Genomic DNA, 6,862 nt, shown 5'->3' with positions numbered 1-6,862 from the left:
GTTTTTCCTATCCCCGTGGGGGCGGCGGGCTAAGCTGGGGGGCGGGCGCGGGGCGCCCCCCGCCCGCACCCGCGCGGCGTGAGCGGAGGCGGCTCGCTGCGCTCACCGCCGGGCGGCGGCGCGCTTCGCGCGCGCCGCCAAGGGCAGGGCATCCGGCCCGCGTTGCGGGCCGGGGTCGGCCTCCGGCCGACCTGTGGCTTCCGCTGCGCTCCAGCCACCCCGGGCGCGCCCCGCTCCCCTACCGAACAGGCGTGCCGCGCTCTGCGCGGCCCACCTGCGGGCCTGGCGGCCCGAGCGGCAGCTAGGGGAGGGGGTGACAGGTGGTCGGGAGAGTGAGGGGCTGAACCCGGGGGCCGGGGGGGCGAATTGATCGGTCGTCAGGCCGCTTTCTGGGGTGCCGATAAGGCAATAGTTAATAGAATCCAGCACGTTCGAGGGGCTTTCTTGGTCGTGAGTGCTTCACTTTGAAGGACGAGATAGACTCTGGACTCAGACGGCACCACCACTGAGGGGCATGGATCTGCTTTCGATCCCGATCCCCCGCTCCTGGTACGAGGCTGTGACTGGGTTCCGGTGAGATTCGCCGTAGCCGATCGCACGCCTCTGCGTGCAGGTTTCCTGTTTCCGGTCCAAACGACAGCCCAGGAGAAGGCAGACGGATATGTCGACCACAAGCCGAATCGATCAGCGTGAGGCGGCGCAGCAGGAAGCCGTTGACGCGGTTGTCCGTGCCCTTGAATTGCCTGCAAGATCGCTTGCGCCCGAGAGGGGTCTGCGGACTCAGGTGATCATGGCGACCGGGTCCGGCAAGACCCGGGTCGCGGCCCGCAGCGCGGAGAAGCTCCGTGCGGGCCGTGTGCTGGTGCTCGTCCCCTCGTTGGACCTGCTCACTCAGACCGAGGCCGCGTGGCGCGAGGGAGGCCGTAGGGGCCCGATGATCGGGGTCTCATCCCTGGGGGGCGAGGACGTGTTCTTCCCCAACACCACGGACGTGGACGAGGTGGTCGACTGGGTGCGGCCCTTCGACAAAGTCACCGTGTTCGCCACGTACGCCTCCCTCGGGCTCGGCACCCTGGAGCGGGCGCACCAGGCCGGCCTTCCGGGCTGGGACCTGATCGTGGTCGATGAGGCGCACCGGACGTCGGGTCGGTTGGGCAAGCCGTGGGCGGTCGTCCACGACAACACCCGCATCCCGTCCCTGCGCCGCCTCTACATGACCGCCACGCCCCGGCTGTGGCAGCTGGACGAGGACGCCGACCAGGGCGCGCCGGGCGAACTCGTGGCGAGCATGGAGGACGACCTTGAGGGCCCCTTCGGCAGCAGGGCTTTCACCCTGACCTTGTCGGAGGCGATCGACCGGGGAATCTGCGCCCCCTACCAGGTGGTGTGCGTGGACATCACCGACACCCGGCTCCAGGCCGCCCAGCTCCTGGGCGCCGAGGGCCGTTCGGACGAGGTCCGCGGGGCCCGGCTCGCGGCCCTCCAGACCGCCCTGCTCAAGGCGTCGGCCGAGGAAGGCTTCCGCCGCACGCTCATCTTCCACCACGTGGTGAAGGAGGCCGAGGCGTTCGCGGCCGGCCTTCCCGACGTCGCCGCGCGGCTGCACGCCGCGGACCCCGAGCTGTACCCGCGCACGATCTGGGCGGACTGGCTGTGCGGCGACCACAAGCCGGGTCACCGGCGCCGGGTCCTCGGGGAGTTCGCCGACGGGATCGCCATGGACGGCACGGTGGTGGAGAAGGGCTTTCTGGGCTCGGTGAAGGTGCTCGGGGAGGGCGTGGATACCCGGGAGTGTGACTCCGTCTTCTGGGCCGACGTCCGCGGCTCGATGCCCGACCTCGTCCAGGCCGTCGGCCGCGCGCTGCGGATGCAACCCGGTGAGGGCAAGGTCGCCTCCCTCGTGGTGCCGGTACTCCTCGGGCCCGGCGAGACAGCGGACAACATGCTCACCTCCAGAGCGTTCGGCGGATTGGCGAAGCTGCTGGAGGCGCTCAGGGCGCACGACGCCCGGGTGGTCGAGCAGCTCGCCGAGCAGCAGGCTCCCAGCGCCTACAAGCCCGCCTCGAAGGCCGCGCAGGGCCAGGGGAGCCGGGGCGAGGGGAACGGGTCCGGCGGGCCGTCGAAGCCCGCACGGAAGCTGCTGAAGTTCTCCACGCCGCGCGACCCGGCGCAGCTGGCGGCGTTCATCAACCTGCGGGTCCTCAACCCGGAGCACGAGCACTGGCGGCGCGGGGTGGAGGCCGCCGTCATCTTCGCGCGCGAGCACGGCGACCTGAAGGTGCCGTTCACCTACCGCGTGCCGGAGGGCGAAGAGGCGGAAGGGGTCGGCTGGCCGGCCTCGCTCGCAGGCTTCCCGCTCGGGCAGTGGATCGCCGACAACCGGCGCTTCTACGCTCGCGGGGACATGGACACCGACCGCGTCGCGCAGCTGGAGAAGCTGGGCATGGTGTGGTCGCACTTCGACGTCGCGTGGGAGGAAGGTCTCGCGGCGGCGCGCGGGTGGGCCGAGGTGAACGGGCATCTCCTGGCCCCGCTCGACGCCACCTTCCAGGGTTACCGGGTGGGGATCTGGCTGAAGAACGCGCGGGCCGCCGCCCGGCGTGCCCAGGAGCTCGAACAGCGCCAGGCCGAAGGGCTGCCGGTGGAGTCCTGGTCCGGCGCCCTGTCGCCGGAGCGGCGCGAGCAGCTGGAGGACATCGACCCGTCCTGGTGCCCGGCCTGGCCGGTGGAATGGCAACGCGCCTTCCACCTCACCCGGCTCCACCTCGAGGAGGCCGGCGGCACGCTGCCGACCGAGCCCGGCCAGGTGATGCACCAGGGCGAAGACCTCGGACGGTGGGTACGAGCGCAACGGCTCGGCTGGGACAAGCTCACCACCGTGCAACAGTGGATGTGCGAGCAGGTCCTCGGCATCACACCCGCCACCGAGGACGAGAAGCCACCCCCACGCCGCACACAAGCCGACAAATGGGCGATCAACTACCAGGCCGCCCAGCAGTACTACGAACGCGAGGGACACCTTCGGGTGCCACGCAAGCACGTCGAACGCATCGTCGTCCGCGAGGACCAGCAGGAGCGCGCGCTCCGGCTCGGGGCATGGGTCAGCAACCAACGCAGCAGAGCCGCGACCCTGCCCCCGGAGCGGATGAAGCTGCTCTCCGCCATCGGGATGCGATGGACGTGATGGGCGGCATCGTCACCACGGCTGGTAGCCGCCGCTACTTCGGGATCGGCCCCCGCGCCGAGTTACGGGATCGGTGATCGTGGAGATCGTCTGCTTCGACACGTCGGCGCCGTAAACCTCGGCCAAGTGCGCGGAGATCTCGCCGTGGGTCAGGCCCTTCGCGGACAGCGACAGGACCATCTAATAGCTCGTCGGTGAGCCTGAATGCGTGAGCACAAGGGCCCATCGGTACAGGTGACGGAGGCCTACCGCCGTTCCGGGACGCAGATCCCCAGGGCTAGACCGGCCCCGTCACCACAACCGCCGCCGGGCGGAGGCCCAAGGACCATCCGGGACTCGATCCCCGAGACGAGACTGGCCTCGCCCGGCGCTGCTTGTCGCAGAGGTTTCATGTCCTCAGCCCGCCGGCAGGGGCCGACCTCTCAGACGTTCGCGAGCCGAGAGCTCACCAGCAGACCGAGGTCCCTGCCGGTCGCTGGAGACACGAACGGCTCATGAGATGGCGTGCCTGGAGCACTTCTATTAGAGCGCCGCGTGCTCCGCACGGAGCTGACCTGCGCAAACCTGCTCCATTGAATGAAGGAGAGCAACGTTGAGCCGAGTGTTCTGCGGGATCGACTGGGCCGAGAACCACCACGACATAGCGCTCGTCGACCAGGACGGCGACCAGCTGGCCAAGCTGCGGATCAGCGACGACAGCGCGGGCTTCCACGCGCCGCTGGAACTGCTGGCCCGCCACGGCGACAGTCCCGGGGACCCGGTCCCGGTCGCCATAGAGACACCCCGCGGTCTCCTGGTTGCTTGCCTGCGGGCCACCGGTCGGAAGGTCTACGCGATCAACCCGCTGACGGCCGCCCGCTATCGGGACCGCGCCAGCGTCTCCCGGGCGAAGTCGGACGCCGCCGACGCCCGGGTCTTGGCCAACATCCTGCGGACCGACATCCGCACGCACCGGCCGCTGCCCGCCGACAGCGAGCTCGGCCAGGCTGTCGCCGTCCTCGCCCGCGCCCACCAGGACGCCGTGTGGGACAAGGGCCAGCTCGTCAACCGGCTCCGCTCCCACCTGCGCGAGTACTACCCCGCTGCCTTGGCAGCCTTCCACGGCACCGGCAATCTCGGCCTCGACTCCGCCCACGCCCGCACGGTCCTCACCGCGGCCTCGACCCCGGCGGCCGCTGCGAAACTCACCCGAAGCCAGCTGCGTTCCCTGCTCAACCGAGCCGGCCGCCTTCGCCGGTCGGTCGACCAAGAAGTCGAGCGCCTGCGAGAGGTGTTCCGCTCCGAGCAGTTGCGGCAGCTGCCGATGGTCGAGCAGGCCATGGGCCGTCAGACTGCGGCCCTCCTGCAGCAGCTCGATGCCGCCTGCCAGAGCTGCGACAACCTTGCTCAGGCTGCTGAGGAGGCCTTCCTGTCCCATCCAGACGCGAAGATCATCACCAGTTTTCCGGGGCTGTCCGTCCTGTCCGGCGCCCGGGTACTGGCCGAGCTCGGTGACGACCGCACCCGGTTCGCCGACGCCAAGGCCGTCAAGGCCTACGCCGGCGCCGCACCGGTGACCCGCGCCTCTGGCCGCAGCCACGTCGTAGTCGCCCGCACAGTCAAGAACCGCAGGCTGGCCGCCATCGGCTACATGTGGGCGTTCGCCGCTCTCCGGTCCCAGGATCCACAGGCTCACTACGACCGCCGCCGAGACAGCGGCGAACGGCATACCGCAGCCCTGCGGAACCTCTTCAACAAACTCCTCGGATGGCCTCTACCACTGCCTGCAAAACCGCGCCCTCTACGACCCCGAGCGAGCCTTCACCGGCCACTTCGCACTGGCTGCATGAGCCCCGAACTTGACCCGTCAGCGACATGAGATGTCTCGTCCACCCCGGTCAGCCGCCGCTGGTGCCTGCGGACAATCCGCGGCTCGAACCCGCCGGCCCGGTCCCGCGGCACCTCCACGGTCACGGGACCCACATCGGTGACAACCGTCTTGGACCGCTTGCCGTTGCGGGAGTTCCCACCATTCTTCCCGGCCGGATCATGCCGGTCATAGCCGAGGTGATCGCTCATCTCGCCCTCGAGCGCGGACTCCAGCAGCCGCTCGGTGAGCTGCTGGAGCAGCCCGCCCTCACCCGTCAGCTGCAGACCTTCGGCCTGGGCCCGGGCCACGAGCTCCTCCACGAACCGGTCGTCCACCGCGGCCGAGCCGGCCTCGGTCCCTAACTTTCACTGGTCACAGGCACATCTTCCATGAGTCGGATACACCGAATTTTCTTACAGTCCCCATCCAGAAACGACTCGGCTACCTCAGCCCCATCGAATACGAGGAGAAGCACTACACCGAACAGGCAGCCACCGAACGAGCGAACCTGAACACCCATCAACCCCAACTGACCAACTGATCAACACCTCCCGAACACCGGGGGAAGCTCAGCTCGCGGCCGGCTTCGGTATCAGCCTGGGCACTGCCCATGCCCACTTCACGCCGTGGTGGACCACCTGGCTGGGCTCGCGCCCGGTCTGACCGCGGCTTTGAGGTCAGTCAGCCGGTGCCCGCTACATGCTGCTGGACGGGACACTCGCCGAGTGCAACCGGTCCGGTGAAGGCCGAGCGGATTACTCGGGAAAGCACCGCCGGCACCCCGCGGGTCGTCACCGCTCCGGACGGCACGCCCGTGTGGATCTCGCCGGCTCTGCCCGTCCGGACGCACGACCTGACCGCGGCCCGCCGGCACCGGATTCCCGCCACGTGCATCCGCCTGGGCATCCCCGTCCTGGCCGACCGCGGCTACCAGGGTGCAGGGGATGCCGTCGCGTTCCCCATCAGCGACGGCCAGGCATGGACCTCACGGTCAAACAGAAGTGCGTCAACCGGGCGCCCTCGCGGCTCAGTGGCCCGTCGAGGAAGCCATCGCGTCGGTCAAGACCTGCGGATCCTCCGCAAAGCCCGTTCCCGCCCGAACCGGATGACGTCAATCATCAAAACCATCCTCACCCTCGCGATCCACCGCTGAACAAGCTCAGTGTCGATGCCCCACGCCGCGAGCACCGGCTCGGCGGGAGCGTTCGGGTGCATGCGGAAGTGCGACGCGTCGATGAACAGGTAGTCCAGCGTGACGCCGGACAAGTCCCGCTCACGCCAGGCGTCAGATGTTCGACACGGTCGACTTCGACAGCGCCGCGTCCGAGCCAAGCGCCTCGGCCATTGTTCGCGGTCACGCAAAGCGGTGGGAAAGTAGACTGTTGATCAAACGCACTTACAGCTCACCACCAAACCGAGCAGACAAATTTGTAATTATAGGTTACCGAATAATTCCAATAGGGGTCATTGTTAATATTAGAGGAAATTACTTTACTGGTACAGTTCATTCCTAGGATCTCCTTCCCTGTCACGCCATTCGCATTTTCGTAGAGATCCGCCACCGTGTCGGACGCCCATAAAGATACCATCGGTTTCCCCTCGGCGACCGAATCCGCATACACGCTAATTCTATAGTAACTGGTACAGTCGGAAACTCCGTGACCGGGCGTGGTTACCTGAGTAGAACATACAGGCTCGCCTACTGGTATGATGGTACCCCCGTAATGTGCGGATGCGCTGCCGGCGCTCATGCTGATCAGCGCCGCCGCTGCAGTAAGGGTTCCTGTGATTGCTGCGATTTTTCTCAAGGGAATCACTTTCCATAATCT

2 protein-coding genes and 4 pseudogenes are annotated in these 6,862 nt (G+C 68.0%); 3 read left to right on the top strand and 3 right to left on the bottom strand.

Going from position 1 to position 6,862, the window contains the following annotated elements; genetic code table 11:
* Window positions 1-661: 661 nt before the first annotated feature.
* On the top strand, window positions 662-3,184 hold the full coding sequence (locus ACIGXE_RS37340) for a Helicase associated domain protein (RefSeq protein WP_399754613.1): 2,523 nt from the start codon (window positions 662-664) through the stop codon (window positions 3,182-3,184).
* Between the two features lie 63 nt (window positions 3,185-3,247).
* Here the strand turns inward: ACIGXE_RS37340 and ACIGXE_RS37335 are convergent.
* Window positions 3,248-3,364: pseudogene (locus ACIGXE_RS37335) on the bottom strand (transposase); the annotation flags it as partial.
* Window positions 3,365-3,776: 412 nt separating this feature from the next.
* Here ACIGXE_RS37335 and ACIGXE_RS37330 point away from each other — a divergent pair.
* Window positions 3,777-5,013: pseudogene (locus ACIGXE_RS37330) on the top strand (IS110 family transposase).
* 1 nt (window position 5,014) lies between these two features.
* Here the strand turns inward: ACIGXE_RS37330 and ACIGXE_RS37325 are convergent.
* A pseudogene (locus ACIGXE_RS37325) lies at window positions 5,015-5,368 on the bottom strand (transposase); the annotation flags it as partial.
* Window positions 5,369-5,492: 124 nt separating this feature from the next.
* Between ACIGXE_RS37325 and ACIGXE_RS37320 the strand changes: the two are divergent.
* Window positions 5,493-6,186, top strand: a pseudogene (locus ACIGXE_RS37320) (transposase family protein).
* Window positions 6,187-6,436: 250 nt separating this feature from the next.
* Here the strand turns inward: ACIGXE_RS37320 and ACIGXE_RS37315 are convergent.
* Window positions 6,437-6,862 (bottom strand): hypothetical protein (locus ACIGXE_RS37315; protein WP_399754612.1); only part of this gene is annotated, 426 nt, incomplete at its 5' end.

Origin of the sequence: Streptomyces sp. NPDC053431 (assembly GCF_044544925.1) — a bacterium.
GTDB lineage: Bacteria > Actinomycetota > Actinomycetes > Streptomycetales > Streptomycetaceae > Streptomyces.
Note: the sequence above shows the minus strand (reverse complement) of the source record. Positions and strands in the feature narration are given on the sequence as shown.